At 37.0% G+C, this 25870-nt stretch carries 27 protein-coding genes, 20 tRNA genes, 1 rRNA gene and 4 riboswitches; of the genes, 3 read left to right on the top strand and 45 right to left on the bottom strand.

Annotated elements, in window-relative coordinates:
• Window position 1: 1 nt before the first annotated feature.
• The 4 genes from ACU8YW_RS03990 to ACU8YW_RS03975 form a co-directional block, all read right to left on the bottom strand.
• Entirely contained in the window at window positions 2-1075 is a 1074-nt protein-coding gene (locus tag ACU8YW_RS03990) for an ABC transporter permease (RefSeq protein ID WP_088608409.1), read from the bottom strand.
• An 87-nt stretch (window positions 1076-1162) separates the two neighbouring features.
• Complete coding sequence (locus tag ACU8YW_RS03985) at window positions 1163-1558, bottom strand: hypothetical protein (protein ID WP_137012262.1); 396 nt, start codon at window positions 1556-1558, stop codon at window positions 1163-1165.
• 199 nt (window positions 1559-1757) lie between these two features.
• A complete protein-coding gene (locus ACU8YW_RS03980) occupies window positions 1758-2612 on the bottom strand; it encodes a patatin-like phospholipase family protein (RefSeq protein WP_087985830.1) in 855 nt (284 codons plus the stop codon).
• A 128-nt stretch (window positions 2613-2740) separates the two neighbouring features.
• Window positions 2741-3202 (bottom strand): MarR family transcriptional regulator, encoded by a 462-nt coding sequence (locus ACU8YW_RS03975; RefSeq protein WP_088608408.1) that lies wholly within the window; start codon window positions 3200-3202, stop codon window positions 2741-2743.
• 140 nt (window positions 3203-3342) lie between these two features.
• Here ACU8YW_RS03975 and ACU8YW_RS03970 point away from each other — a divergent pair, with 140 nt between their 5' ends.
• Window positions 3343-4524 (top strand): MFS transporter, encoded by a 1182-nt coding sequence (locus ACU8YW_RS03970; protein WP_088061990.1) that lies wholly within the window; start codon window positions 3343-3345, stop codon window positions 4522-4524.
• Between the two features lie 22 nt (window positions 4525-4546).
• Here the strand turns inward: ACU8YW_RS03970 and kdpDN are convergent, their stop codons facing one another.
• From kdpDN to tenA, 18 genes are all read right to left on the bottom strand, one after another.
• The gene (gene kdpDN, locus ACU8YW_RS03965; protein ID WP_426933987.1) at window positions 4547-5701 is read right to left on the bottom strand and encodes a KdpD-like non-kinase potassium sensor; all 1155 of its coding nucleotides are present in this window, start codon (window positions 5699-5701) and stop codon (window positions 4547-4549) included.
• A gap of 56 nt (window positions 5702-5757) precedes the next feature.
• Window positions 5758-6339 carry a K(+)-transporting ATPase subunit C gene (gene kdpC / locus ACU8YW_RS03960; RefSeq protein WP_088608406.1) on the bottom strand — a complete coding sequence of 194 codons (582 nt, stop codon included), beginning with the start codon at window positions 6337-6339 and terminating at the stop codon, window positions 5758-5760.
• 16 nt (window positions 6340-6355) lie between these two features.
• On the bottom strand, window positions 6356-8446 hold the full coding sequence (gene kdpB, locus ACU8YW_RS03955) for a potassium-transporting ATPase subunit KdpB (protein WP_141555594.1): 2091 nt from the start codon (window positions 8444-8446) through the stop codon (window positions 6356-6358).
• Between the two features lie 13 nt (window positions 8447-8459).
• Window positions 8460-10127, bottom strand: coding sequence for a potassium-transporting ATPase subunit KdpA (gene kdpA, locus ACU8YW_RS03950; protein ID WP_426933988.1), 1668 nt, complete (start codon window positions 10125-10127; stop codon window positions 8460-8462).
• A gap of 19 nt (window positions 10128-10146) precedes the next feature.
• Window positions 10147-10227 carry a K(+)-transporting ATPase subunit F gene (gene kdpF, locus ACU8YW_RS03945; RefSeq protein ID WP_000214976.1) on the bottom strand — a complete coding sequence of 27 codons (81 nt, stop codon included), beginning with the start codon at window positions 10225-10227 and terminating at the stop codon, window positions 10147-10149.
• Window positions 10224-10328 carry a SipW-dependent-type signal peptide-containing protein gene (locus tag ACU8YW_RS03940; RefSeq protein WP_000887892.1) on the bottom strand — a complete coding sequence of 35 codons (105 nt, stop codon included), beginning with the start codon at window positions 10326-10328 and terminating at the stop codon, window positions 10224-10226. Before ACU8YW_RS03940 ends, kdpF begins: the two co-directional genes overlap by 4 nt.
• Before the next feature lie 96 nt (window positions 10329-10424).
• A riboswitch (cyclic di-AMP (ydaO/yuaA leader) is annotated at window positions 10425-10570 on the bottom strand.
• Window positions 10571-10830: 260 nt separating this feature from the next.
• On the bottom strand, window positions 10831-11061 hold the full coding sequence (locus ACU8YW_RS03935; RefSeq protein ID WP_000866315.1) for a hypothetical protein: 231 nt from the start codon (window positions 11059-11061) through the stop codon (window positions 10831-10833).
• Between the two features lie 14 nt (window positions 11062-11075).
• On the bottom strand, window positions 11076-11462 hold the full coding sequence (locus ACU8YW_RS03930) for a hypothetical protein (protein ID WP_000424084.1): 387 nt from the start codon (window positions 11460-11462) through the stop codon (window positions 11076-11078).
• A 93-nt stretch (window positions 11463-11555) separates the two neighbouring features.
• Window positions 11556-11703, bottom strand: a riboswitch (cyclic di-AMP (ydaO/yuaA leader).
• Window positions 11704-11788: 85 nt separating this feature from the next.
• Entirely contained in the window at window positions 11789-12610 is an 822-nt protein-coding gene (gene thiD, locus ACU8YW_RS03925) for a bifunctional hydroxymethylpyrimidine kinase/phosphomethylpyrimidine kinase (RefSeq protein WP_002006945.1), read from the bottom strand.
• 6 nt (window positions 12611-12616) lie between these two features.
• Window positions 12617-13636 (bottom strand): thiazole biosynthesis adenylyltransferase ThiF, encoded by a 1020-nt coding sequence (gene thiF / locus ACU8YW_RS03920; protein WP_001065458.1) that lies wholly within the window; start codon window positions 13634-13636, stop codon window positions 12617-12619.
• A complete protein-coding gene (thiG, locus tag ACU8YW_RS03915; protein ID WP_000931990.1) occupies window positions 13629-14399 on the bottom strand; it encodes a thiazole synthase in 771 nt (256 codons plus the stop codon). Before thiG ends, thiF begins: the two co-directional genes overlap by 8 nt.
• Window positions 14400-14401: 2 nt before the next feature.
• A complete protein-coding gene (gene thiS / locus ACU8YW_RS03910) occupies window positions 14402-14605 on the bottom strand; it encodes a sulfur carrier protein ThiS (RefSeq protein ID WP_001049513.1) in 204 nt (67 codons plus the stop codon).
• A 15-nt stretch (window positions 14606-14620) separates the two neighbouring features.
• A complete protein-coding gene (thiO, locus tag ACU8YW_RS03905) occupies window positions 14621-15730 on the bottom strand; it encodes a glycine oxidase ThiO (protein WP_426933989.1) in 1110 nt (369 codons plus the stop codon).
• A complete protein-coding gene (tenI, locus tag ACU8YW_RS03900) occupies window positions 15723-16343 on the bottom strand; it encodes a thiazole tautomerase TenI (RefSeq protein WP_000787186.1) in 621 nt (206 codons plus the stop codon). The genes thiO and tenI overlap by 8 nt, the downstream gene beginning before the upstream one ends.
• Before the next feature lie 10 nt (window positions 16344-16353).
• Window positions 16354-17355, bottom strand: coding sequence for an ABC transporter substrate-binding protein (locus tag ACU8YW_RS03895; RefSeq protein ID WP_088608404.1), 1002 nt, complete (start codon window positions 17353-17355; stop codon window positions 16354-16356).
• On the bottom strand, window positions 17352-18104 hold the full coding sequence (locus ACU8YW_RS03890; RefSeq protein WP_199695813.1) for an ABC transporter permease: 753 nt from the start codon (window positions 18102-18104) through the stop codon (window positions 17352-17354). The genes ACU8YW_RS03895 and ACU8YW_RS03890 overlap by 4 nt, the downstream gene beginning before the upstream one ends.
• Window positions 18104-18853, bottom strand: a complete 750-nt coding sequence (locus tag ACU8YW_RS03885; RefSeq protein ID WP_426933990.1) for an ABC transporter ATP-binding protein — start codon at window positions 18851-18853, stop codon at window positions 18104-18106. Before ACU8YW_RS03885 ends, ACU8YW_RS03890 begins: the two co-directional genes overlap by 1 nt.
• On the bottom strand, window positions 18822-19517 hold the full coding sequence (tenA, locus tag ACU8YW_RS03880; RefSeq protein ID WP_426933991.1) for a thiaminase II: 696 nt from the start codon (window positions 19515-19517) through the stop codon (window positions 18822-18824). Before tenA ends, ACU8YW_RS03885 begins: the two co-directional genes overlap by 32 nt.
• Window positions 19518-19599: 82 nt before the next feature.
• A riboswitch (TPP riboswitch) is annotated at window positions 19600-19702 on the bottom strand.
• A 60-nt stretch (window positions 19703-19762) separates the two neighbouring features.
• A riboswitch (TPP riboswitch) is annotated at window positions 19763-19874 on the bottom strand.
• A 269-nt stretch (window positions 19875-20143) separates the two neighbouring features.
• On the opposite strand from tenA, the gene ACU8YW_RS03875 reads away from it, so the two are divergent.
• Window positions 20144-21304 (top strand): SH3 domain-containing M23 family metallopeptidase, encoded by a 1161-nt coding sequence (locus ACU8YW_RS03875; protein ID WP_088061963.1) that lies wholly within the window; start codon window positions 20144-20146, stop codon window positions 21302-21304.
• A 5-nt stretch (window positions 21305-21309) separates the two neighbouring features.
• Window positions 21310-21648, top strand: coding sequence for a hypothetical protein (locus ACU8YW_RS03870; protein WP_088061961.1), 339 nt, complete (start codon window positions 21310-21312; stop codon window positions 21646-21648).
• 228 nt (window positions 21649-21876) lie between these two features.
• Here ACU8YW_RS03870 and ACU8YW_RS03865 read toward each other — a convergent pair whose 3' ends face one another.
• The 23 genes from ACU8YW_RS03865 to rrf all read right to left on the bottom strand — a co-directional run bounded on the left by ACU8YW_RS03865 (window position 21877) and on the right by rrf (window position 25812).
• Entirely contained in the window at window positions 21877-23028 is a 1152-nt protein-coding gene (locus ACU8YW_RS03865; RefSeq protein ID WP_088061960.1) for a DUF3965 domain-containing protein, read from the bottom strand.
• A gap of 294 nt (window positions 23029-23322) precedes the next feature.
• Window positions 23323-23742 carry a CBS domain-containing protein gene (locus ACU8YW_RS03860; protein WP_087985846.1) on the bottom strand — a complete coding sequence of 140 codons (420 nt, stop codon included), beginning with the start codon at window positions 23740-23742 and terminating at the stop codon, window positions 23323-23325.
• A 131-nt stretch (window positions 23743-23873) separates the two neighbouring features.
• Window positions 23874-23945, bottom strand: a tRNA-Glu gene (locus ACU8YW_RS03855).
• Between the two features lies 1 nt (window position 23946).
• Window positions 23947-24021, bottom strand: a tRNA-Asn gene (locus ACU8YW_RS03850).
• Between the two features lie 8 nt (window positions 24022-24029).
• A tRNA-Ile gene (locus tag ACU8YW_RS03845) sits at window positions 24030-24106 on the bottom strand.
• 11 nt (window positions 24107-24117) lie between these two features.
• Window positions 24118-24188 (bottom strand) — tRNA-Trp (locus ACU8YW_RS03840).
• A gap of 6 nt (window positions 24189-24194) precedes the next feature.
• Window positions 24195-24267, bottom strand: a tRNA-Thr gene (locus tag ACU8YW_RS03835).
• A gap of 9 nt (window positions 24268-24276) precedes the next feature.
• Window positions 24277-24352: transfer RNA gene (locus ACU8YW_RS03830), tRNA-Phe, on the bottom strand.
• A gap of 8 nt (window positions 24353-24360) precedes the next feature.
• Window positions 24361-24436 (bottom strand) — tRNA-Asp (locus ACU8YW_RS03825).
• A 3-nt stretch (window positions 24437-24439) separates the two neighbouring features.
• A tRNA-Met gene (locus ACU8YW_RS03820) sits at window positions 24440-24516 on the bottom strand.
• 24 nt (window positions 24517-24540) lie between these two features.
• Window positions 24541-24633, bottom strand: a tRNA-Ser gene (locus ACU8YW_RS03815).
• A 58-nt stretch (window positions 24634-24691) separates the two neighbouring features.
• A tRNA-Ser gene (locus ACU8YW_RS03810) sits at window positions 24692-24784 on the bottom strand.
• Window positions 24785-24804: 20 nt separating this feature from the next.
• Window positions 24805-24877: transfer RNA gene (locus ACU8YW_RS03805), tRNA-Ala, on the bottom strand.
• A 15-nt stretch (window positions 24878-24892) separates the two neighbouring features.
• Window positions 24893-24966, bottom strand: a tRNA-Pro gene (locus ACU8YW_RS03800).
• A gap of 10 nt (window positions 24967-24976) precedes the next feature.
• Window positions 24977-25050 (bottom strand) — tRNA-Arg (locus tag ACU8YW_RS03795).
• 3 nt (window positions 25051-25053) lie between these two features.
• A tRNA-Leu gene (locus ACU8YW_RS03790) sits at window positions 25054-25142 on the bottom strand.
• 16 nt (window positions 25143-25158) lie between these two features.
• Window positions 25159-25233: transfer RNA gene (locus tag ACU8YW_RS03785), tRNA-Gly, on the bottom strand.
• A 29-nt stretch (window positions 25234-25262) separates the two neighbouring features.
• Window positions 25263-25343 (bottom strand) — tRNA-Leu (locus ACU8YW_RS03780).
• A gap of 14 nt (window positions 25344-25357) precedes the next feature.
• Window positions 25358-25433 (bottom strand) — tRNA-Lys (locus ACU8YW_RS03775).
• Between the two features lie 4 nt (window positions 25434-25437).
• Window positions 25438-25512, bottom strand: a tRNA-Gln gene (locus ACU8YW_RS03770).
• Window positions 25513-25523: 11 nt separating this feature from the next.
• Window positions 25524-25607 (bottom strand) — tRNA-Tyr (locus ACU8YW_RS03765).
• Window positions 25608-25615: 8 nt separating this feature from the next.
• Window positions 25616-25691: transfer RNA gene (locus ACU8YW_RS03760), tRNA-Val, on the bottom strand.
• 5 nt (window positions 25692-25696) lie between these two features.
• Window positions 25697-25812 (bottom strand): 5S ribosomal RNA (rrf, locus tag ACU8YW_RS03755).
• Window positions 25813-25870 lie beyond the last annotated feature (58 nt).

Raw genomic sequence — 25870 nt, 5'->3', positions numbered from 1 at the left:
CCTACGTTCTTAAATGTTTTGAAGGATATATATTTATGATGTGCTTGATTGGAATTACAGTAACAAATATTGTAAGAAAAATTATAAAAACAACATTATATATCAATACATATAGTGTTAACGGTTTTAATAAGTATGTCTGAAAATACGTATGAATTGTTCCCGAAAATATTTCTAGCGTAAAAAAAACTGAGAACATCGCTACTAGAGAAATAAACAAAATTTGAATATATAGTTCGTAGTAAATAGATATATTAGAAGCACCTACTGCTTTTTTTAATGAAATCTCTCTTTCTTTTTTATAAATCCAAAATAAAACCGCAGAAATGCCAGAAACAATTGCAACAAGAATAAATTTATAATAATACTTATTTGCTGGATCTATATGTGTCACATGTAGTTCCTGAAGATCTCGTTCATTCAGTATTTGAACATCTCCCGAAAGCACTTCTTTACTCCTACCCATAAATTTTTTTATTTCGTTATGAATAGATGATGTAGGATTAACAACTGTTAATTGTAATTGTTTACTCGCGATAATACCTTTTTTAGATATAGTAGGTAAATTTTGAAGTGGGATGTATATGTCTGATACACCGACGTCACTGTCTTTTCTCGATATAGTTCCTATTTTTTTATATGTATCATCAAATTCATATAAGTCCTCTACATTCGTTTGATCGCCAACAACCATATCGTTTACATTTTCACGATAAAAATATTGTCCTTCAGAAATATATGGCTTCCAATAATAATCATCTTTTAAATTCACAGCTACGATTTTTATTGCACCTGAACTATTTAATGCTTTTAAATGCTCTACGTAAATATCACTTTTTACAAAAATATCTTGTATGACAGGAATTATCGCTTCCAATTCAGTTGTATTCGCTATCGGAACAGTTAACGTTTGATTCTTTTCTGGAAAGCCGATTTGAAAAGCAGATATGAAATTTCGTTTAGATTCTGTTAAAAGCGCAGCTACTGATATAGAAAGAAACGAAATAAAAAATGACATAAGAAGAATGACTGAAAACAGTTTGTTGTTTTTTATATTTTTAAAAGCTAAATACATGTCTCTGCTCCTTTTAGATAAGAAGGAGATGATGCACATCCCCTTCTCCTTATCCAAATATTTATAAAGACAACTATTTAATATTTTTTACCACTGTAATCGTAAGTTACCGTTACTATCAAAAGTACCTTTGTGTGTATCTTCTTGATAGTCATTATTCTCATTGGCATAATGCTCAGAATATAGCCCCTTTGCACCAAAGGCGTTATATGCGCCATTACTAACAGTGGCATTTAATGCTCTTCCCGATTCATGTGATCCTAATTTATCCGAAGCACTTTCAATATATGAATAACTTCCTTTTGAATTAATAAAAGAAATCGCTACTGAACAGCGAGATGCGTTTTGATTCGTAGTCGTTTGAGCTCTGTAAGATAGTAAGTTACCGCTTTTGTGGCCACTTAAAGTTGGATAAAATGCACTTGTTGAGATTGATGTTGCTAATAATACTAAAGTCGTAATCGAAAAAAACTTTCCCTTCATTAACAATCCCTCGTAAATTAAATAGTTTTTTGTAGCGCTACATCGTCATAATACCTCTCAAGTAAATTCTCCTCAATAAGACACCCATATGTTTTACAAACTCTTTAAACACTTAAACATTCATACATTTTTAAAAAGTAACGGATAAGCAAGCAATACAAAAAAGACTGCGGAGAAACTCTTCCCCGCAGTCTAATACTTATTTTTGTAAAAACGACTGTAAATCTGCAAACTGTCTCTTTGCATCTTCATAGCCTTGCTCATATAGATTTTGTAGTTTTGCTGTATCTTTTTCCATACGATCTACTTGAAGCGGCACTTCTGGGCGAATAACAAATAAATTCCCGGCTTGCTCTTCTTTTTCAATGTAGTGAAGTGTTTCATTATATACTTCATAACGATTCAACATCGTGTTCACAAGGTTCGGATATTTTTTATATGCTTTCGCTGCCACCCATCCAAACTTTGACTTTTTCTTCGCGTAACCATGATTTCTCGTTAAAATAACGACTGATTTTTTAAACCCATCTTCCTGTGCTTTACGAACTGGAATTGGATCAGAAATCCCACCATCTAATAACTGCTTACCACGGTAATTTACTACAGGTGCAATGAAAGGTAATGAACTAGATGCTTGTAATAAATTTAGTGCATCATCATTCGTTCCTTCTTTTTCAAAATAAACAGACTGTCCTGTTTCACAATCTGTTGTTCCTACAAGGAAACGCTCTGGGCTATTAAAATATGTTTCAAAATCAAACGGGACATGTTTTTCTGGAATTTCATGAAAAATGAACTCCATATCAAACAATTGGCGTTTTCTCCATAAATTTTTATACGATAAATATTGTGGGTGTGATGCATAATCAATATTGACCGTTTTATTTCTATTTCTTTGTCTGGAAAGATACGACGCTGCATGACAAGCACCAGCTGATACACCAATTACATATGGAAAATATAAATCTTGTTCCATAAAGTATTCTAATATCCCGCCCGTATATACACCACGCATACCGCCGCCTTCTAATACTAACCCCGTATTTTCAAGCATGTTATTCTCTCCTCTTTATATATTGACTCTTTAATTATTCACCATGTTAAGTATCTTTTTCTATTATATATGAGTTCTTTTAGAAATTATATTCAAAAGTCTTGAAATAAAGGAGTTTTTTCTTCCAATTATATTTCCAAATGACCGGAGACATCCTTTATAAACCTTTGAATAAAATCTTGTTCTTCTTTCGTATATCCATCTAAAAGTAATAGCCACTTTTCTTCAGCTTGTTTATGCAATTTATCATGAGCTTTATATATTTCATTTCCGCTTTCCGTTAAGCGGAAGAAAATTTCTTTTTGATTATCTAACATTTGCATCTTCTCAACGAATTGCTTTTGAAACAACTTTGTACAAATTTTAGAGATTGCACCCTTCGTCATTCCCATTTCTGTCGTAATAGCAGTTACATTCATCAGAGCATTTTTTCCGATACACTCGATAACATGTAATTCAGATAAAGACATACCACTTATACCTGTCTCACGAAGAAATTTCTCATTTTGTTCTTTCAAATGTTCTTCTTTTTTATGCAAAAGTGTACGAATGTCCGAAAGTATTTCCATTTGTTTCGTTGCATGATCCAATCCGTTCGCCCCCTAAGTTTCCAAAGAAACAATTTAACTATATACCATTTTAAAATCATTTTTTCATATTTACAAGTGAGAAAAACATGTTAAAATAAATTTAGTTTCCAAGGAAACTAAATCACAAGGAGGTTAACATAATGAAAAAATCCAAACTACATTTCATTTTATACGTTGTCTGTATGAGTGCCTTACTCGGTTCCTTCGCTCAAAATATTTACACACCTATCTTGCCTATGATTCAAGCTTCTTTTCACACTTCTCTTTATCTAGTAAATTTAACAGTTTCACTATTCACATTCGTTCTTGCAATTATGCAGCTCATATATGGACCTTTAATTGATACAAAAGGGAGAAAATCTATCCTTATCCCTAGTTTAATCATTAGTACAATTGGTTCAATCGGATGTGCTTTTTCGGCGAACGTTTATTTATTTCTATTTTTTAGAGCTGTTCAAGCAATAGGAATAGCGGCTATACCTGTAGTTGCAGCAACGATTATCGGTGATTTATTTGAAGGAAAAGAACGCGGAGAGGCGATGAGCCTGTATCAAATGTTACTTGCTCTCGCACCTGCAATTGGCCCTCTTATAGGTGGTTATCTCGGCAGTATAAATGGCCATTTATACGTATTTTTGTTTTTATCTACACTTGGCATTCTCTTATTAATTATAAACATTTCACTACTTCCAGAAACAAAACCCACTGTAATTAAGCAACCGCAAGCAAAAAAGAATTACTGGTTTATCTTAAAAAATAAAACTGGATTTTCTATTACTCTTATTGGCTTTATTCAATTTTGTATTTACTTTTGCTTCCTCATTTTTTTACCGAGCATTTTAACAAATTTATTTCACTTAACTGCAAGTGAAATTGGTCTTATATTTGTACCGATGTCCCTTTCTATTATGTTAGGAAGTTATTGCTACAAGCTTTTGCAAAAACGCCTCACAACAAAGCAAGCTTTATTCATCACTAGTTTCTTCAATATTATATGTGTCACTTTATTCTCTTTCACATATAACATCAATATCTCATTCATCATTATCGTTACATCTTTATACGGTTTTAGTATGGGACTTTCTATGCCAACTCACACTACTTTATTAACAGAAGAATTCGTACAAGAACGCGCAACTGCTATCGGTATGTACAACTTTATTCGCTATCTCGGTATGGGAACAGGACCACTTGTAGGTGGATTTCTTTTATTTAATCAAAATTACTTTTGGATTTTCTTCATAGGTGCAATTATGTTTCTACTCATAATCTTATATGCGATGAAACTGCTACGCTTCCCTGCCACACAAAAAGCAAAATAGAGACCTACAAATGGTCTCTATTCTAAACTCTTTGATCCGCAACAATATGAATATCAATATACTTCGTTTGCCTCATAATTTCATTTACAATTGAACCTTTTCGAATTTCTTCCCATCTTGTTCTTGCTGATTGTCCGAGTAAAATTTGCGTTACTTGTAGCCTTTTCGCGACTTCAATAATAACATCCGCTGGCTTTCTTCCTTTTGCCTCTTCTAAAACAAAACTCGCATCAAATTGATTCGTTAGCAACTTCCACTCTTCAATCGTTTGCTTTTTCCCTGCTGAAAGGGACTCTATATTTTCCCTTTCAACATTTAATACATACAATTCAGCATTTAACCGATCCGCCATGCGCCAACCTCTTCGTATTAACTTCTCTGCTGTTGAACTGTATTGTACACAAACGAGAATTTTTTCTTTCACACCAATCGGTTCTATAACGGTTTGGCTAATTTTCTCGTCCATATCATCGGCAACTTCCCGAAGTGATAATTCTCTTAGTGCCCCTAAATTATTAAGCGTGAAGAAATTTTGTAAGCTTTGCTCTATTTTTTCTTCCTTATATATCTTCCCGTCTATTAATCTCTTCCTTAATACTTCTGGGGTTGCATCAACGAGCTGAATTTCATTTGCTTTTTGTAAAATAAAATCTGGAATACGTTCTCGCACTTTAACATTCATAATTTGAGCTACAATGTCATGTACGCTTTCTAAATGTTGAATATTAAACGCTGATAATACGGATATACCAGCGTCTAGCAATTCCTGTACATCCATATAACGTTTCTTATTTTTAGATCCAGGAATATTACTATGCGCAAGTTCATCCACAACAACTACTTGTGGTGCACGTTTTATAATTCCTTCTACATCGAGTTCATAAAACACTTTCTCTTTATAATCTATTTCTTTTAAAGGAACCTTTTCTAAATCAGCAATTGCGTCTTCTGTCTCTTTTCTTCCATGCGTTTCAATTAAACCAATTACAATATCCATACCGTCCTTTTTCATCTCTCTAGCATCAAGTAGCATTTTATAACTTTTCCCTACTCCTGGAGCCGCTCCTACGTATAGCTTTAACTTCCCGCGGTTTTGCTGACGAATATATTCTAAATAATCTTCTGGTGTTCGCCTTTGAAACGTTGGTTTATAGTCATCCGCATACAACACACTCACAACCTTTCTTTCGAAGCAACACTACCTCAATCCGTTAGATTGAGGTAGCACTGTTACTATTTCAGTAGTTTCTGCAATTCTAAATTTAACTTTAAAACGTTTACGCGGTTCTCTCCAAATAAGCCAAGTGCAGCACCTTCTGTTTGATTTTTAATCAACTGATTTAGCTTTTCTTTCGGAATATTCGTTAATTTAGAGATGCGATCCACCTGCACAGAAGCTGCCTGCGGACTAATATCAGGATCTAGCCCTGAACCTGAATTCGTCACTAGATCAATCGGCACTTCTGTTACCGGAACAGCCCGATTTTGTTTCTTCCACTCTTCAATACTTTTCTCTACTCGTTTCTCTAAATCTGGATTAGACGGTGCATAGTTATTTGAACCAGATGCTTCTGCCTTATATTCAATACTAGAAACACGCCCATGAAAATAACGTGGATCTGTGAAATTTTGACCGATTAATTTAGAACCAATCACTTCATTTTTATCATTATATATTAGACTTCCATCCGCATTATCCTTCATTACCGCTTGTGCAATACCAGTTACAATAAGCGGGTATACAAGGCCGCACAACACTAAAAATGTAAAAGTAATACGGACAATCGGTGATAGTATACTTTGTTTCTTCACCATCTTTTTCCCCTCTCCCTTATATGAACAAGCCGACAATTATATCAATTACTTTAATTCCAATGAACGGTACAATAACCCCGCCAAGTCCATAAATAAGTAGGTTTCGGCTAAGTAGTGCATTCGAACTCATCGGTTTATATGCGATACCTTTCATCGCTAATGGAATGAGTAATGGAATAATAACTGCATTAAATATTAATGCTGATAAAATCGCTGACAGTGGTGATGTTAGTTTCATAATGTTTAATGCTTCCATTTGCGGAATCGCAAGTGTAAACATTGCTGGAATGATTGCAAAATATTTTGCGATATCATTCGCAATACTAAACGTCGTTAACGCACCACGCGTCATTAACAATTGCTTACCAATCCCTACAACCTCAATAATTTTTGTCGGGTTCGAATCTAAATCAATCATATTCGCTGCTTCTTTCGCAGCTGTCGTACCACTATTCATCGCTAATCCAACATCAGCCTGCGCTAATGCCGGCGCATCATTTGTACCATCACCCGTCATCGCTACAAGTTTCCCTTTATCTTGCTCTGCTTTAATAACCGCAATTTTATCTTCTGGCTTACACTCAGCAACAAACTCATCTACCCCTGCTTCTTTTGCAATCGTTGCTGCTGTTAACGGGTTATCACCTGTACACATAACCGTTTTAATCCCCATTTGGCGCAATTGCTCAAAACGCTCACGCATACCTGGCTTTACTGTATCCTTTAAATAAATTAAACCGTAAATACGATTATCCACTGCAACTACAAGTGGTGTCCCGCCCTCTTTGGAAATGGAATCTGCTTTTTGATTTACATCTTTCGGAATCGTTCCACCTTGTGACCTAACCCATTCAATTACGCTACCTACAGCACCTTTTCTCACTTTCGTTCCGTCCTGTAAATCGACACCACTCATTCTCGTTTCTGCTTTAAACGGAACAAACTCACCTTGTTCTGCAATTTCTCGATTATATGATATAGATTTCATTTTTACATATTCTATAACTGATCGACCTTCTGGTGTTTCATCTAAAACTGAACTAATCGCAGCCCATTTTCCTACTTGCTCAATCGTTTCATTTCCTACAGGAAGCAATGTATGAGCCATTCGGTTCCCGAAAGTAATCGTACCTGTTTTATCTAAAATGATTGTATTAATATCACCCGCAGCTTCTACTGCTTTACCCGACATCGCTAACACATTGAACTTTGTCACGCGATCCATCCCGGCAATACCAATTGCTGATAATAAACCACCAATTGTCGTTGGAATTAAACAAACTAACAACGCTACAAGTACAGCTGTATCAATTTGAAACCCTAAATAGTTTGTAAAAATCGGCAACGTCACAACAACAATTAAGAAAATAAGCGTTAAACTTGTTAATACTGTATTTAAAGCAATCTCATTCGGCGTTTTTTGACGAGCAGCTCCTTCTACTAACGAAATCATTTTATCAATAAATGATTCACCAGGATTACTCGTAATGACAATTGTAATCTCATCACTGACGACCATCGTCCCGCCTGTTACGGAACAAAAATCGCCGCCCGCTTCTTTTATTACAGGAGCTGATTCCCCTGTAATCGCAGATTCATCAACAGACGCTAATCCTTTAATTACTTCCCCATCACTCGGAATCATTTCTCCTTGTTTTACAATAACAACATCATCTTTTCTTAGATCAGTTGCTGAAACTTGAACAATGTCTCCATTTTCTTTTACAACATTTGCAAACACATCTTTCTTCGACTGTTTTAAAGAATCGGCTTGAGCTTTCCCCCGTCCTTCCGCTAACGCTTCTGCAAAGTTAGCAAATAAAACTGTAAATAATAGAATGAGAGAAACTGTTATATTAAACCATCCTGGTACACTACTAGAACGACTTGGAAGAAACGATAAAATGAACGTAATGATAAATCCAATTTCTACAACAAACATAATCGGATTCTTTATCATGACTTTCGGATTCAATTTCGCAAAGGATTGTTTCATCGCATGTTTCACGATATCACGATCCATCGTTTTCGCTTGTCTAACTTCATCTTCTACAGCATGTATTTGTGACTCATTTACTCTCTTTTCTTTTACTACTACCGGTCTCATCATTTACCCTCCATTACTTCAATGTAAGAAATTCTGCAATTGGGCCGAGTACTAACATCGGGAAGAATGTTAATGCACCGACAATTACAATTGTTCCGATGAAAATGCCGCCAAATAAACTATTATCCGTACGGAACGTTCCGACTGTTTCTGGTACTACCGTCTTTTCTTTCAATGAAGCTGCAACAGCTAGCATCGTAATTAAACTGAAATAGCGCCCTAAAAACATAACTAAGCCAGTTGTAATATTCCAAAACGGTGTATTATCCGCTAACCCTTCAAATCCAGATCCGTTATTCGCAGCTGACGATGTGTATTCATATACCACTTGCGTTAAACCGTGGAAACCAGAATGAGAAATGGCATCCGTTCCTAAACTTGTTGAAAGAGCTAATGCTGAAAACCCTAAAATAAGCAGTGGATGAAATAGTATCGTTACCGCAATTAATTTCATTTCCTTACCTTCAATTTTCTTACCTAAAAACTCTGGTGTCCGTCCAACCATCAATCCAGATATAAAGACTGCGATAATCGCATACATAATAATGTTCACAAAACCTGCCCCAACGCCGCCGTACACTGTGTTTAACATCATATTTACGAGTGTTACTAACCCGCCAATTGGTGTTAACGTATCATGCATCGTATTAACGGCTCCTGTTTCAGCAGCTGTCGTCACTGTTGCGTATAGGGAAGAAAATACTGTTCCAAATCGTACTTCTTTTCCTTCTGTACTCCCTTGTACATGTTCGATGCCCATTCCATTTAACGCTGGATTCCCATGTAATTCAGATGTAGTAATCGTTATAAATCCTAGTAAAAACACCATGAATAGTGATACGAAAAGGATACGACCTTGTTTTTTATTTCCTACCATTCGTCCGTACGTAAATGGAAGTGCTGTTGGCAATAACATCATAAGCATCATTTGTAAAATATTACTCATTTGCCCTGGATTTTCGAAAGGATGTGTAGAGTTTGCTCCGAAAAATCCACCGCCGTTATTTCCGAGTTCCTTAATGGACACGAATGATGCAACAGGCCCACGTAATATACTTTGCTTTGCCCCATCAATTGTTTGTGCTGTAACTGCCCCGTCTAACGTTTGTGGTACACCAAGTGCGACAAAGATTAGCGCTGCAACAAACGCAATAGGAAGAAATACTCTCGTTAAAGCTCTCGTAAAATCAACGAAAAAGTTACCGAGTTCCTTCCCAGCAAGCCCTCTTATAAACGCCATTACAAGTGCTAAAGTCGTTGCTGGTGCTGCAAACATTAAAAATGTAATTCCGATTAATTGTGATAAATAAGATAAACCATTTTCACCGCTATAATGCTGTAAGTTTGTATCAGCCATAAAACTAATTGCTGTATTAAAAGCAAGCGTAGGCTCCATCCCTTCAATATGCGCTGGATTTAATGGCAATACTCCTTGTAGTCTGAAAATGAAATATACGACAACAATCATAAATCCATTTAATAAAACTAATGACAATGCGTACTGTTTCCACGTTTGATTGTATTCTTTTACACCCGTAATTTTAAAAATAAGTTTTTCAAAAGGCCCGAATACTTTATCTAACTTTTTACTACCTTGAAAGGCTTTCTCTAAATAAATCCCCATTGGCTTTGCCACAAGAATAAACAACAGCATTGTAATAACAACTGCGACCCAAATCATAATGAATGATTCCCCCTAATTAAAACTTTTCTGGATTTAATAATGCATACACTAAGTACACAGTAATTGCTGCAACAATAACCGATAAGGCAACCGTCATGATTGCTTCCCTTCTTTCACAACTTTATCTGACCAACTTGCAAGACTTACCATCGATGCGACTAACACAACAAAAATCCCGATCATTACAACATCTAACATAGCTACCCCTCTCCCCACTGTAAAAATTTACCATTAAATTATTAAAAAAAGAACACTAAGCTCTACTTAGTGTTCGAAATGAACAACACAAAGTAAACCTCCTCTCTAAACGCTTACGAGGTTAGCTGTCGGATTCGGGCCTAAAGAGTAGCCCTACTTTCAAAACTGAAAGATTCACCCCAAGTGACGATGCACAAAATTGGTTCCCCCGCTCCATTTCTGGAACTCAGCGATTTTAGGTTTTTTTGGAAATTTTATGAATGATTTATGAGAGTAAATATACTCCTCTATATTTAACTTGTAAAGAGTCAAATTACTTAAAATAAGAAAATATCCATCTATTTAAACGCTTACATTGAGTGTTATTAATATTATTTCATCTGTTTTCTCGTCTTTTCTTTCTTTTTCACAGAAATGATCTTTTAAATACGAAACAAAAAGAGCGAATGACATGAAGTGCATAGCTTGTTGCACTTAGCATTCGCTCTTTTTTTTTCACTATTTATTCTCCACGCAAAAACGCGCGCAAATTTCTCCCACGAATATAAACTTGTGACAATTCTGCATGTAGCTGCTCATATTCGATAACATCTGTTTTTAAATATAAAGCATCTTTCGATGGCAATATGATATAGGGCCTCGGAAAAATGGGATCAAGCACCACCAATTCTTGAACTCGTTCTACTGATACCGCCCAACGATTCGCTATATCTCCTAGTAACAACACCTTCATCTTTTTCCCCCGCCCTATTCAAAAAATAAAAAAGAAATATTATCACAATTCGTAAACACGACAAATGTAGCTCCAATTGTTTCATAGAGCCTCGTTGGATATCGTTTATTCTTTGTAACAACAGTAATAGGTGCTTGAAAAGAAAAGCGAATGTGTTCTGTGAAGAAACTAATGATTGGAAGCTCATCCCCTAGTAAAATCACCTTCTTAATACACTCACAAATACTAGTAAAATCTTGTGCCTTACTACAGCTATAAGTCCAATCAAACCCACAATTCCTAACTTCAGCAGCTATCTCTTCATTTGCTGTAAAAATAATTAACTCATGTTGAAATGCTACTAAATCTCTTAAACTATTTACCTTGCTTTCTTCCCCAACACAAATAAGTGTTAATTCCATATACCTCATCCTCCTTAGCATAAAAGAACTCAAACATAGATTGATATTCCCCTATACTAATCAGATCGATGAAGTGATGTATCCATCATGGCACCGTCCTCTCTCAAGACGCTTACGAAGTTAGCTGTCGGATTCGGACTTTGAGAGTAGCCCTACTTTCAAAACTGAAAGATTCACCCCTAGTGACACTGCACAAATTGGTTCCTCCGCTCCATATAATTGGACTCAGCGTATTACAAAAAATATATTCTGGCTGATATATTACTCCTGTATTTGGAAAAAGTAAACAGAAAAAAAGCCAGTTACAAAACTGACTTTCCACTTACTTATACACGCGTTTTATTCACTTTATATGCAAAATGATTCGTCGGTCCATGACCACTTCCAATATGCAGCGGCTCTTCAATTGCTATACTAATAAATTGTTTTGCTTCTTGAACTGCCTCTTCAATTGAGTATCCTTTAGCAAGCCCTGCTGTAACCGCTGAAGCAAATGTACACCCGCTTCCATGCGTTTGCTTTGAAGGAATTCTTTCACTTTTAAATTCGATAAACTGCTCACCATTAAAGAGTAAATCAACTACTTCATTACCTTGATACTCTGCATGTCCGCCCTTCATAAGCACATATTTTGCACCCAATTCATGCAGTACTTTCGCAGCTTCCTTACTATCTTCAATATTATGAATCTCCATTCCAGTTAACACTTCTGCTTCAGGAACATTCGGTGTTACAACAGTTGCTACTGGTAATAAATATTCTTTTAATGCTTGTACTGCTTCTTGTTGTAATAATGATGCACCGCCCTTAGCAATCATAACAGGATCTAGTACAATATTATTCCAGCCAAATTTATTAATATGTTCTGCTACAATTTGAATAATTTCACTGCTAAATAACATTCCTAGTTTCACAGCATCTGGTGTTAAATCCGTACCAATTGAATTCAACTGTTCCGTAATACCTTCTAACGAAACTGGATATACCCCTTGAACGCCAAGCGTGTTTTGAGCAGTAATTGCCGTAATAGCCGTCATCCCATACACACCAAGCTCTTGGAATGTTTTTAAATCTGCTTGAATGCCGGCACCGCCGCCACTATCAGATCCTGCAATTGTTAAAGCTTTATTTACTTTCATCCCACTCATCCTTTTCTATCCAAAATAGCGATGATAAATTGTTTTTGCTTCGCTTATATCTTTCGTTCCATGTACAAGTACACGACCATCTTTAAAAGCAACTAATCTCTTTTCTTCCACAGAAAATGATAATAAATATGGATTTACATTTAAATCATGCACACGATCATTCAGCAGCTCTTTGTATCGTTCAAAATCCATTTCCTCTTTATGAGGTGGTCTAATTTGAACTGTATTTCTCCCGCATAAAACTGCTGTTTTCGATGTGTTTTCTTTATTTAAATACGGGTATATCGCATTCTCTCCGCACGAAAGACAATTATGCTTACGAAGCTTTTGCACATTCATACATGAATATTCATTCTTCCACACATCAAACGACACAAGTCCATCTCGAAGTGATTCATAATCTTCCACTAACAATTTAAGAGCTTCCGTTACTTGATGAGAAACGACGAGAGATACAGCAGGTGATATAATGCCCGCTGTATCACATGTCGCCCCGCCAAGCGGAATCGATTGTAATAAACAAGATAAACATGGCGTTTTACTAGGAAGAATTGTGTAAGAAAGGCCGTAACTCCCTACACATGCTCCGTAAATCCATGGAATAGAATGTTTTTGCGCTATATCATTCACAATAAAACGTGTTTCGAAATTATCAGTTGCATCAATCATTACATCTACGTTTGTAACAAGCTCTTCTAATTCCTCAGCTGTTACATCTTGAACGAGAGCCTCTACTCTTACTTCACGATTGATCTCTGCTAGACGTTTTTTTGCCGCTACAGCCTTCGGAAGATTATTTTCTACATCACTCTCTGCGTACAATTGTTGCCTTTGTAAATTACTCCAATCGACATAATCTCGGTCAACAATCGTTACTGTGCCAACACCTGCTCTTACAAACATCTCTGCATTTGCACTACCTAATGCACCTGCACCGATAATGAGTACATGCTTTTCTCTTATCTTTCGTTGCCCCTCTTCTCCAATTGGAGAAAATAATTCTTGGCGAGAATATCGATTATTCAACTACGCTCATTCCTTCTAAAGGACTACTTGCTGTTGCACAACGTTTACGTGCAATACGACCTGCTTCAAATCCTAATCGTCCTGCTTCAATACTTAACTTCATTGCTTGTGCCATTTTTATTGGATCTTTTGCTCCCGATACAGCAGTATTTAATAACACACCATCCGCTCCTAATTCCATCGCAAATGCCGCATCGGCTGGGCTACCAATACCAGCGTCAACGATAACTGGTACTGTCGCTTGTTCAATAATGAAGCTTAAATTTAACGGATTTACAATACCAAGTCCTGAACCGATTGGTGATGCTCCTGGCATAATTGCATGCACACCTAGTTCTTGTAATTTACGTGCTAATACAACATCATCAGATGTATACGGAAGAACGATAAATCCTTCTTCTAGTAACATTTCAGATGCCTTTAACGTTTCTACTGGATCAGGTAATAACGTTCTATCATCACCAATAACTTCCACTTTAATCATATCGCAAAGCCCCGAAGCTTTTGCTAGTTTTGCAATACGAACAGCTTCTTCAGCATTTTTTGCTCCAGCTGTATTCGGTAATAACTTATATTTTTTCACATCAAGTTTCTCTAATAAATTAGGCTGCTTTGCATCAAATATATCCATACGACGTACTGCGAACGTTAAAACCTCAGCCTCAGATACATCGATTGCCTTTTGCTGTACATCAAAATCAGGGAATTTTCCTGTTCCTAATAAAAGTCTAGAATGAAATGAAAATGGTCCAATGTTTAACATAATCAACCGCCTCCTACGAAAGTTACAATCTCAATTTGGTCTCCATCAAAAACAGATGTATCTGCATGATCATCTTTTTGTAAAATATCTTTATTACGCTCTACTACTACAATTCTGTTATCTAATTCTAAATGTGTAAGTAGCTCAGCTACTGTTTTTACACTCTCTGGCACTTTCATTTGATTACCATTAATTTTTAAATTCAAACTTCCATCCCCTTTCTAAACCGGTTTAGAAAGCAATGAATCTAGCAAATGATTCTCCTGCTTTCCTTCTATTAAATCAGCTATATACTGACCAGAAACCGGGCTTAATAAAATGCCATTTCGATAATGTCCAGTACAAGCATATAAACCTTTTATTTCTTCATGCTCTCCCATATAAGGAGCTTCGTGATTTGATTGTGGCCTTAATCCTGCCCATGTGCTTTCCCACTCTGCTTCTTTTAAAGCTGGCAATATTGTATAAGCACGCTCTAATATAGAAGTAATACTTTCTGGTTGCACTGTTTTATTAAACGTATGAGGCTTCATCGTTGCTCCAATTACGTAACGTCCACCACGCTTTGGGGCAATGTAAAATCTTTCTTGGAAAATAGGCGCCTTTAAAAGTGGTTTTCTACTTCTTACCGCTACTACTTCTCCTTTAACTGGATATGTACCCCATTCACGGTGAAAATAACCTAGTAACTTCGTGCTCCATGAACCACCCGCAATCACAACCTTCTCGCACGCGATAATACCTTCGCTTGTAACAATCCCAGTCACTTTATTATTTTCAATACGAATATCGAACACTTCTGTCTGTTCATATATATCAGCACCCGAGAATGATGCGGAATGTGCGAATGCTTTCGTAAGCTCCGGTGCAATAACATGACCGTCTTTTGGATAATATACAGCACCTATAATTGACTCCGATAGAAACGGCTCTTTCTCTCGTAAAAGGTCTCCCGTTAGAAAATAAGAATCTTCACCTGTTTTCTGCTGCCAATCCATAATGTGAAGAATTCTTTCCTTCTCATCTTCATTTTGGGCAATGCGATAAATGCCTTTCTCTTCATACCCAATATCGATGCCTGTTTTTTCACGTAAAACTGCTGCAAGTTGTGGAAATATAGCACGGCTTTCTCTAGCAAGTTCAAATAACGGGTCATATGCATCCCATTCTGCCTGAACCCCGAGTAAACCAGCAGCTGCTTTCGAAGCTTCAGATGCGATTCTTTGCTTCTCTATAATCGCTACTTTATGCCCTCTTTCTGCTAGAAAGTGTGCAACTGAACTACCAATTACACCACCGCCAATTATTGCTACATCATACTTCTTACACATGTTTTTCCGCCCACTTTCTTATTGATTCCTTATAAGATTTCGCTTTGCTATACGGGTTACTACTACTTATAATCCCAGACATAACAGCAATACCACTGACACCGTTAGCAAGAACATCCCTAGTGTTTTCCGTGGTGATTCCTCCAATTGCTGTAATCGGTATGGATAAACACTTTGCAATGTCTGAAAGCTCTTCAAGCCCTCTCGCTGGTACACCTTTTTTACAATCTGTCGGAAATACATGACCATAGACGAGTGAATCCGCTCCATTCTTAAATGCATCGATCGCCTCTTCTAAAGAATGTACAGAATAGCCGACATGCAAATAAGAAAACTTTTCTTTCACTGACCTTACATTTGCGCTTCGATATCCGAGCTGCACGCGTGGAATGTTTAATAAAATAGCGATATCAATTCGATCATTTATCACTATTTTTGATGCCGGAAAGCCTTTCTTCAAAAGACTTTCCACACCTTCATACAAATCCTTCGTACTTTTCTCACGCTCACGAATATGCAAATAGTCAACCTCACTTTCAATTTGCATCGCTACATTCACTAACTCTTCGAATGACATGTGACCATTTGAGATTACATGAAGCTCATTTTTCATATTCATTCGCCTACTTTAAAATATTTTCGAATAACTCATCGGCCGGAACGATTTTTTTCGTCATTCCTTTATCTTTCAGCCATTTATTTTGTTTCTCCCATGACTCTTTTGAATCCGATAAGAATGGCTCATCTTTCGTTTCCATCTTCTCTAATAAAATTTTCATGCTCTCTTTTTCAACTTCTGGTACAAGCGGGAAGTTTTCTTTTTCTTGATGGTTTAATAAAATATTTAATGCTTCATCTGGATTTTTCTTCATGAAATCATAGCCTTTTTTCGTACCACGTAAGAAGGCTTGTAACGCTTCTTTATCTTTTTTCAACGTTTTATCACCTGTTACAAATACAAGCTCATGGTAATTCGGTACACCGTAATCTGCTGGGTTAAAGTACGCTGGTTCATGACCTTCATGACGCATAACAGGTACTTCATGGTTAATGTATGCCCCTGTTACCGCATCCACTTTTTTCGTAATTAATGCCGGTACTAAATCAAAGCCAACATCGACTACTTTCACTGTATCTGGATTACCACCAGCTTCTTTTACCATCGTTTTTAAATACATCTCACTTAAAGGTGTTCCAGAATAGCCAACTGTTTTCCCCTCTAAATCTTTTGGCGATTGAATGCCTGCTGATTTCAGCGATACAACATGATTTAATGGTGAACGTACGACAGCTCCAATTGATTTCACTGGAATTTGTTCATTTGCTTTTGCCATGACAACATCTGGCTGATAATATAAGCCAACCGTTACTTTTCCTGCAGCTGCTAAAGTTAATGGATCAGTCGGATTAGAAGGGAATTTTATATTCACCTTTACTCCTTCTTCTTTAAAATAGCCTTTTTCAATTGCTGCATAAATAAAGCTATGTACCGCATTTGGGTACCAATCAAGCATGACCGTTATTTCTTTTTCCTTTTTCCCCTTATCTGACGCTGAATTACTAGAACATCCAGTAATCATTGCAACTAATAATGTCAACACAAAGATGCGTTTTAAAAATTTCATGCATGCTTCCTCCAACTAATAAATTTCTTTTCTAAAATCGAAATAAGTATGACGAAGAAAATAGCTAATAATGATAACAATACAATGGGTGCAAATACACCTGCGCCGTCTAACTGCGTCATCATTCTTTTACTGAAATACCCTAGCCCAGCTTGTGCACCGAGCCATTCACCAATTGCTGCCCCAATTACACTAAGCGGAACTGCAATTTTTAAAGCTGAGAAAAAATAAGGAAGAGCAGACGGCAATTTTAATTTAAGAAAAACATCTTTTTTCGTTGCCCCATACGTAACTAATAGCTCCTCCCATTCTTTTTTCGTACTGCGTAGTCCATCATACGTATTGACCGCAATTGGGAAAAACGTAATTAAAACAGTAACAACAACCTTACTCCAAATCGTATATCCAAACCATAAAACGAAGAGCGGAGCAAGCGCTGTAATCGGAATCGTTTGTGAGGCAACTAATAGTGGATAAAATGCTCTCTCCATCCAATTACTCGCATTCATTAACATCGCTAGCCCTACCCCAAGTACGATAGAAATAGCCACCCCTATTAAAACGACGGATAAGGTTGCCGGCAAATGAACCGTAAATAATATATCTTTTAGTTTCCATATCTTCATCACAATTGCAGACGGTGACGGTAAAATGTACATTTCGTCTATGATTCTTGCGCCTACTTCCCAAAAGGCAAGTAAAATACTAGTAAGTGTAAGGGCAGGTAATAGCTCCTTCAACCGGTTCATCATACGAGTACCTGCCTTTGTAACATACTAAGAAGCTCATCTTTAAGCGCTAACACTTCAGGCTTATATAAATCTTTTCTTGTTCGATTACGATCAAGTGGTACAACCCTCTCGGTTAAAGTAGTTATCGGTTGCTGCTCTACTACTAAAATTCGATTAGAAAGAAACAACGCTTCTTCCACATCATGAGTGATAAATAAAATTGTTTTTTCCCACTCTTTCCATTGTTCAAACAACCATTCTTGCAAAGATGCCTTCGTTAAAGCGTCCAACGCGCTAAACGGTTCATCTAACAACAATATCTCCCTGCCTGTTAATAAAGTTCGAATGAAAGATACGCGTTGCCTCATACCACCAGATAAATCTTTCGGATATTTTGTCTCATACCCTTGTAAACCAAATTTATGTAACAGTTCCTTTGCCTTTATTTGCGCTTCTTTCTTCTGTACACCTTGGCACTCTAGCGGCAGGGCAGCATTCTCAATAATCGTTCTCCATGGCAGGAGCATATCTTTTTGGGGCATATAGCCTACAGGATGGCTCTTTGTTTCTGTCAGCTCTATCTGTCCAGTACTCACCTCTTCTAAACCTGTAATAAGGCGAAATAAAGTACTTTTCCCGCATCCACTCGGTCCGATAATACTTACAAACTCTTTATCTTGTATAGAAGCATTTAATTCATTGATGATTGTTTTCTCATCATAATGAAAAGAAACATTATGAAACTGTAGTATGTTCTTGCTCCTCAAATCCCCACATCTCCTTACGATAGGACATATCCCAGAATAAATATTCAAATCGACTGGAATATAGGAATATCTCCTCTAATCGATCTAACTCTTTGTCAGACTTTCCAACTGCCATTTCATTTAATAAATCTATTAACCAAATACAAAGGCTACCGTATTCTTCTGAACTATATCCTTGAATCCACTCACCAAAGAACTCATGATCTCTTGCTCCAGGAATATCGTTTAAACGCTTTCCAATTTCCCAGTAACTCCACATACATGGAAGAAGTGCTGCTATTAATTCCGCAAGTGTGCCATTTTGAGATACAGACATCATGTAATTTGTATAGGCTAAATTTTTAGCAGATGGTTTTGCAGATTCTATCTCCTCTATAGAAATACCAAGTCTTTTTGCATATTGTTTATGGATCGTCATTTCTCTATTTAATATGCCATCAATTTGTTCAGCAAATTTCCCCATTACTTGTGGATTCGTTGCTTTTACAACACCAATCGCATATAGCTTTGCATAATCTAACAAATATAAATAATCTTGAATAATATAATACTGAAACTTATCTTTTTCTAACGTGCCATCTCCCATACCTACTACAAACGGGTGATTATGACTCATCTCCCAAACTGGTTGTACAGTTTCTAATAATCTATCGCAAAATTTCATTTCTCTATCCCCTTTCAATTTATATATCTAAATAAAAAACCACTTCTAAATAAGAAGTGGTTACAGCAAATAAAATTATAATTTATTCGTTGTTCCACTTCCCTTCGCTAGTATTACCTAGATCAGGTCTGTAAGGGTTAAGGATTATTCCTCTCTCAGCACAACAAGCACCCCTAGTGGTTTCAATATGAAATTTTCAAACAAAAAAGCCCCGTTTCTATACGCAAAGAAACGGGGACTCATTATTAGTGTCCGAATTGCTTCCCTACGCTAGCATAATCTAGATCAGGTAATGAAAAGGATCAAAGGCTTACGGCCTACTCTCAGCTGGCAACACCAGCTCTCCTAGCAAACTATGAAATTAACACTGTCAGTATAACATCGTAATAAGACATCATCAACTGTTTTAATTTTCCCAATTGTCAACAAAATAACAAAACTATATAATACTTATATTCTATCTTAGAAATTATTATCCTAATTAATTGGATAAAAAGGAATCATTATCCTCAAAAAATTTATTTTTATATTGATTTCATATTACATTTATGTGAATACACCCACTATATTATATCTTTATACTATAATAAAATTACAACTATACAACTAGAGGAGGTCTCTATTATATGAATATGAAAGCTACTGCTTTAACAGCAACTACTGTCGCAATTGCCTCTTTACTTCCTTCTATGGGAGAAACAAATGTACAAACAGCCAACGCTGAACAATTATCTAATGTGAAAACTGGATATGTCAAAGTCGATCAAGTAGCCTTACATACAAAAGATAACGCAAATAGCTCATCAATTGATACAATTCGCTTTAATACGAAGGTAAACATACTTGAAACAACTAATGGCTGGTATAAAGTATCTGTTAATAATAAAGTAGGTTACGTACAAAAAGATGCTATTCTACTAAAAAACAAACTTCAATCTAATAATCAATACATCGTTAATGCCAATGCATTAAACGTTCGTTCTGAACCTAATTTAGAATCTTCAATTTTAGATGTATTACCAAATGGGAAATTCGTTACCATTCAAGAAGAACAAGGCGAGTGGTATAAAATTTTACATAATGGCAAAACAGGTTACGTACAAAAAGCATTCGTATCTAATGGTTCACAGCCTTTAGTAAAAGGCATCACAGTTCAAACTAATACGAAATACACAGTTGCAACACCTAAACTTAATGTACGTGGCAACGCTAGTACAAGTGGTGCACTACTTGGTTCATTACAAAATGGTACACAAATACAAGTAGTGGAAACTGTAGGAACTTGGTATAAAATTCGTTTTGGCACAGGATACGGATACGTGGCAAAACATTATGTGGTGCAAAATCAAATGCAATCACAAGCTCAAACGGCTCAACCTACTTCCATTCCAGCAGTTTTCAAATTCCCTACTCAAGGAAGAATTAGCTCAACCTTTGATATACGTTGGGAACAAATGCATTATGGTATAGATATTGCGGCTCAAGGTAATGTCTCAATCCAGGCGGCAGCTGCAGGTAAAGTTGTGAAATCATATTATTCAGCTAGCTATGGCAATGTTGTGTTCATCGCCCATCAAATAAACGGGAAATTATATACAACAGTCTATGCACACATGAAAGATCGCACTGTACAAGCTGGTGATCAAGTACAAGCTGGACAATTAGTAGGTCATATGGGAAACACAGGTCATTCATACGGGCAACATCTTCATTTTGAATTACACAATGGAGAATGGAATTTTGAAAAAACAAATGCAGTAAACCCACTGCCATATTTAGTTAGGTAAATTGTATGCAACGCAATATCAATATACCTCTCTTAATTGAATACTTCGCCTTTTTAGGTTTAATCTGTTGTTTAATCATTTACAATACAAACACTGTATTTTTATCTATTATCATTGCTTTTGTTACTTTAGAAATTATGATGGAATCCTTTCAAGTACAACTAAAACAAAAAATTGCTCATATATATAATGCCATCTTTCTATTAAGTGCCCTAATAACAAATATTATTAGTAATGGTTTTTATTTATCTACCGTATTTCCTGTATTCTTTATGGCTGTTTTATTATTCATAGCTAGATACATTCATGTCCCTAATACCAAAAAACACGAACAAGAAGCTTAGAAAGAGGAGACACTGTGTACCGATCTTTCAAAGATAATCCGATAAAATATATATTGAATTTATACACAAAAATAAATACTTTTTTTGGTATACAAGGAAGTAATACGGCACAATTTCTCCTTTATGGAATGTTATTTCTCGTCTTAATTGCGTTCTCCTTGCTTTACTAATAAAAAAAGGATCTCACATAAACTTGAGATCCTTTTTAATTTATATAGAAAATGCTCTTTATCCGCAAGCATATTTTTCATAAATAAAGCTAAGATTATATTTTTTCTCTAAGCTCATTCTTTGTTCATCATCACACCAATAGAACAGAATATCATGAATTGTTGCATAACGCTTATTTTTAAGAAATAGTTTAAAGAATGATGGTAAACAATCATGTAATTGTATAAATATATAATTGCGTAATATTTCTTCTTTATATTCAATGCCCTTACAAATATACAATAATTCTTCACAATAATACGCATGTTGTGGAACTTGAATCATTTCGAAAAATGGCACATATGATAATAGTTTTCCGATGAAATGATCATATCGATCCATTATTCCTATCGTCATGTGCTCCATCATATCTTTCATTACATATAAATAATCATCTACATGAGTAGTCTTGAGTGGGTCTAATCGATCTGAAATTTGAGAAAGTACAGCTCTTTGACAAGCTAACACCGCTTGACTAGGTCCATAGTATGATAGGAAGTCTGTACACTTACGATATTTTCGTAATAAGTCATGTGTATATAAGTCATATACAAAAGTATTACAATACATTGCTAGACTCATCATATCACTATTTAATTGCTCTTTTGATAGAGATTTAGCTCTCTTACACATATAAAAGAATGTAAATTCTAATACTTCTTTATGGGATAATAAATGTTTACAGTCCGTTATACATTTCTCATTAAATTTAACTCTATCCCAAATTGCTACATCCTCATCAGTTAATTCACCAATACGATATTTAATAATTAAATAGTTTAAAGCAACCGCTTGTGTCAAAAGATCCCACGTTTCATATTCCAATGAAGTGTGAACAAACTCAGCTAGGCCTTGAGTTACCATAAAAGTATTTGCTTCTTCATACCAGCCAATCTCTTGGCATAAACGAAGAATACGTAATAAAGTTGGAATTTCATCTTTATGAAACTGTGGTAAATTTTTTGCTTTATCCATTCCATATACGATAAATGCCGCTAAATTTTCTTCTTTATAAAATTCTTTTTCTTTCCACACTAATATAGTTCTTTCTTTCCCTTCACCTTTCGGATGACAAGGTACAAGTAAAGAAAATAATTCAGCGAAATTATTTGGTTCTATATATGTATCTGTAACCAAATTCCAATTTGGATCGCGCTGTATAGCCCTCATATAATTCCCCTTCCCTTTTGTCTACATAGGAAATATTAATCCATTATTACATCATTAACAATAAATATTGTTATATTCGAAATCTATCATAATACTTATATCTATCAGTATATCATTTTTTCTCTTATTTAAAATTAGGAATGACAAATTTAAATAAACTGTTGAAATTACTAACTGTATACTTATTATATAATGGCTCAGATACATCATGCTAACATATTAGCTTAACCCTATATACTAGAATAATGTATCTGATTTTTATACGTAACTTATTCCACTAATTAAAGTCTCACTTCATTCCGTATGCTCTGATATTTCACTTAAAGCAAATCCCGCTTGATCATCTGCCGATTCTTTTATAGCTAAATCTCCTAGTGCTAACATCCCAACGAGTTGACCACTCTCAACTACTGGCAATCGTCTAATTTGATACTGTGCCATTAACTCTGTAGCCTTTTCAATAGGTTCATCTGGAGAAACTGAAACAATGTTTGTTGTCATTACATTTGTAATTTTATTAGATCCAGGATGTTTCTCAGCAATCCCTCGAACAACTAAATCTCGATCCGTAACAAGACCAACAACTTGCTCATTTTCAACAACCGGAATCAATCCAATCGATTCTTCTTTCATCTTTACAGCAGCCTCATATACATTGTCTAGCGGTGTACAATGTACAACATCAGTACTCATAAAGTCTCTCACTCGTGTCATTTTTGTCTCCTCCTTTTTATACATACCATAGCTTTTCCTAAATCCCTTTATTTATTTCAGGAAAATCAGTTGATAAAGGAGGATTCCACAAAATAAAAAAAGAGTCAGCATATTGCTGACTCTTTTTTTTATGACCCGTACGGGATTCGAACCCGTGTTACCGCCGTGAAAGGGCGGTGTCTTAACCACTTGACCAACGGGCCATGGCTCCGCAGGTAGGACTCGAACCTACGACCGATCGGTTAACAGCCGATAGCTCTACCACTGAGCTACTGCGGAATAATATATGGTGGGCCTAAATGGACTCGAACCATCGACCTCACGCTTATCAGGCGTGCGCTCTAACCAGCTGAGCTATAGGCCCATACACTTTTACAGGGGCAGTAGGAATCGAACCCACACTGGAGGTTTTGGAGACCTCAGTTCTACCTTTAAACTATGCCCCTAAAGGATGCCGACTAGAGGACTTGAACCCCCAACCTACTGATTACAAGTCAGTTGCTCTACCAATTGAGCTAAGTCGGCATAAAAAAATGGTGGCTCGGGACGGAATCGAACCGCCGACACGAGGATTTTCAGTCCTCTGCTCTACCGACTGAGCTACCGAGCCAACATAAATGGCGGTCCCGACCGGGGTCGAACCGGCGATCTCCTGCGTGACAGGCAGGCATGTTAACCACTACACCACGGGACCATTTGGTTGCGGGGACAGGATTTGAACCTGCGACCTTCGGGTTATGAGCCCGACGAGCTACCGTGCTGCTCCACCCCGCGACAATATAATGTTTTTTTAAAAAATGGAGGAGGTAGAGGGATTCGAACCCCCGCGCGACTCTCGCCGCCTGTCGGTTTTCAAGACCGATCCCTTCAGCCGAACTTGGGTATACCTCCATGAAGGAAAAAATAAAAATTTTATTATTATATGTATCTAAACCATTTAAAAAGAAAATGGAGGAGGTAGAGGGATTCGAACCCCCGCGCGATTCTCACCGCCTGTCGGTTTTCAAGACCGATCCCTTCAGCCGAACTTGGGTATACCTCCGAGACATATAATAAATAAAGTGGAGCCTAGCGGGATCGAACCGCTGACCTCCTGCGTGCAAGGCAGGCGCTCTCCCAGCTGAGCTAAGGCCCCATGTTTTTGGGAATATCGGGAAGACAGGATTTGAACCTGCGACCCCCTGGTCCCAAACCAGGTGCTCTACCAAGCTGAGCCACTTCCCGTTAATAAAAGCGCGCCCGAGAGGAGTCGAACCCCTAACCTCTTGATCCGTAGTCAAACGCTCTATCCAATTGAGCTACGGGCGCATATGGTGCCGAGGGCGGGGGTCGAACCCGCACGGTGGTCACCCACCGCAGGATTTTAAGTCCTGTGCGTCTGCCTGTTCCGCCACCCCGGCATGTCATATTGAAAATTGGAGCGGAAGACGGGATTCGAACCCGCGACCCCAACCTTGGCAAGGTTGTATTCTACCACTGAACTACTTCCGCAAGACATGTTTGAGTTATTTTATTAAAAGTGCGGGTGAAGGGAGTCGAACCCCCACGCCAAAGGCGCTAGATCCTAAGTCTAGTGCGTCTGCCAATTCCGCCACACCCGCATATTTATTTAAAATGGTGAGCCATGAAGGATTCGAACCTTCGACCCTCTGATTAAAAGTCAGATGCTCTACCAACTGAGCTAATGGCTCTTAATGGCTGGGCTAGCTGGATTCGAACCAGCGCATGACGGAGTCAAAGTCCGTTGCCTTACCGCTTGGCTATAGCCCATTAATTAAGAATGGTGGAGGGGGGCAGATTCGAACTGCCGAACCCGAAGGAGCGGATTTACAGTCCGCCGCGTTTAGCCACTTCGCTACCCCTCCGACATATATGGTGGAGGATGACGGGATCGAACCGCCGACCCCCTGCTTGTAAGGCAGGTGCTCTCCCAGCTGAGCTAATCCTCCATTTTGCCTGGCAACGTCCTACTCTCACAGGGACAAGGTCCCAACTACCATCGGCGCTAGAGAGCTTAACTTCCGTGTTCGGTATGGGAACGGGTGTGACCTCTCTGCCATCATTACCAGACTATATTCATTTAAGACAAGAATCATTTTAACTTATTTAACTTTTAAAGTCAACAAGT

The organism is Bacillus pretiosus, assembly GCF_052947655.1.
This window is presented reverse-complemented; position numbering and strand designations above follow the sequence as displayed.